The sequence below is a fragment of the Nonomuraea sp. NPDC051941 genome (assembly GCF_044593615.1).
Genome location: NZ_JBIUCF010000144.1, coordinates 1 through 1,709, shown reverse-complemented (window position 1 = coordinate 1,709; position 1,709 = coordinate 1). Strand labels below are relative to the sequence as shown.

At 70.2% G+C, this 1,709-nt stretch carries 2 protein-coding genes; both read left to right on the top strand.

The window, feature by feature from the left end:
* On the top strand, positions 1-579 hold a 579-nt coding region (locus ACIHFD_RS67860; RefSeq protein ID WP_397375967.1), incomplete at its 5' end, for a TatD family hydrolase.
* A gap of 2 nt (positions 580-581) precedes the next feature.
* On the top strand, positions 582-1,688 hold the full coding sequence (eboE, locus tag ACIHFD_RS67855) for a metabolite traffic protein EboE (RefSeq protein WP_397375968.1): 1,107 nt from the start codon (positions 582-584) through the stop codon (positions 1,686-1,688).
* Positions 1,689-1,709: the final 21 nt, after the last annotated feature.

The window sequence follows — 1,709 nt, the reverse complement described above, 5'->3', positions numbered from 1 at the left end:
GAACTGCCGCGATACCTGCTGAAGGACTCCGTCGTCGCCGTCGGCGAAGTCGGCTACGACTCCATGACGGCCAGGGAGGAACAGGTCTTCGAGGCACAGCTCGCCCTGGCGCGGGAGAACGATCTCCCCGTACTCGTGCACACGCCGCACCGGGACAAGGCAGCGGGCACCCGCCGGACCCTCCACGTGGTCCGGGACGCCGGGATACCCCCCGAACGGGTGCTCATCGACCACCTCAACGAGCTGACCGTCGGCATGGTCGCGGACTCGGGCTGCTGGATGGGGTTCTCCATCTACCCCGACACCAAGATGGACCCGGACCGGATGGTGGCCCTGCTCAAGGAGCACGGCACGGACAGGATGCTCGTGAACTCGGCCGCCGACTGGGGACGGAGCGACCCGCTCAAGACGCGCGAGGTCGCCGACGCCATGCTCGCGGCAGGCTTCGGCGAGGACGATGTGGACCAGGTGCTGTGGCGCAATCCGGTCGCCTTCTACGGACAGAGCGGCCGCCTCGACCTGGAGACCAGCTCGCATGCCGGCCCCGACCATGCCGGCAACACGATCAAGCGGGGGTGACCGTGCGGTTACGCCATCCGGACGGCTCGACGGTGCACCTGTCTTACTGCACCAACGTCCACGCCGCCGAGGATCTCCCCGGCATCCACGGTCAGCTGTCCGGCGTCGCCGCGCGGGTCAGGCATCTACTCGGCGTCGAACGGCTCGGGCTGTGGCTGTCCCAGCACGCCGCCGCGGACCTCCTCGCCCACCCCGGGGAGCTCGCCGGACTGCGCGAGCGGCTGACCGCGCTCGGGCTGGAGGTCGTGACCCTGAACGGGTTCCCCTACCGCGGCTTCCACGACGAGATCGTGAAATACCGCGTCTACCAGCCCGACTGGGCCGACGCGGAGCGGCTGCAGTACACGCTCGGGCTGGCCGAGATCCTCGCCGCGCTGCTGCCGGACGACGTCACCGAGGGGACGATCTCGACCCTCCCCCTTGCCTGGCGCACCGGGTGGACGAGAGACAAAGCGGCTGCGGTCATGGCCAATCTCGACGCCGTCGCCCAGGGCCTGCGTGCGCTGGCCGGCCGTACCGGCAAAGTGATCCGGGTGGGCTTCGAGCCGGAGCCCGGCTGCATCATCGAGACGACGCCCCAGGCGACCGCCCTGCTGAGCAACGTGGACCACGACTACCTCGGCCTGTGCCTGGACGCCTGCCACATGGCCGTGGGCTTCGAGGAACCCGGCGCAGGCGCCCGCACCGGGCTCCCGATCGTGAAGCTCCAGGCGTCATGCGCACTGGAAGCCCCGCCAGGAGCGCAACGGGCACTGGCCGCGTTCGACGAGGCCAGATTCCTCCACCAGACACGCTCCGCCACCGGATACGCCGACGACCTGGGAGAAGCCCTCGCCGGCGGCCTGCCCGCGGACGAGAGCTGGCGCGTGCACTTCCACGTCCCGCTGCACGACGCGCCGCCCCCTCCGCTCACCACCAGCGCCCCCTACCTGCGTGACCTGCTCAACGTGCTCCTCGGCGGAGAACGGCCGCTGACCAGCCACGTCGAGGTGGAGACCTACACGTGGAACGTGCTTCCCGGCGCGCCGGCCGACGTCGCCGCCGGCATCGCCGCCGAGCTCGACTGGATGCGAGGCCGGCTGACCTCGCTCGGCATGAAGGAGCAGTGATGGCACCGCTGATCGTGATCA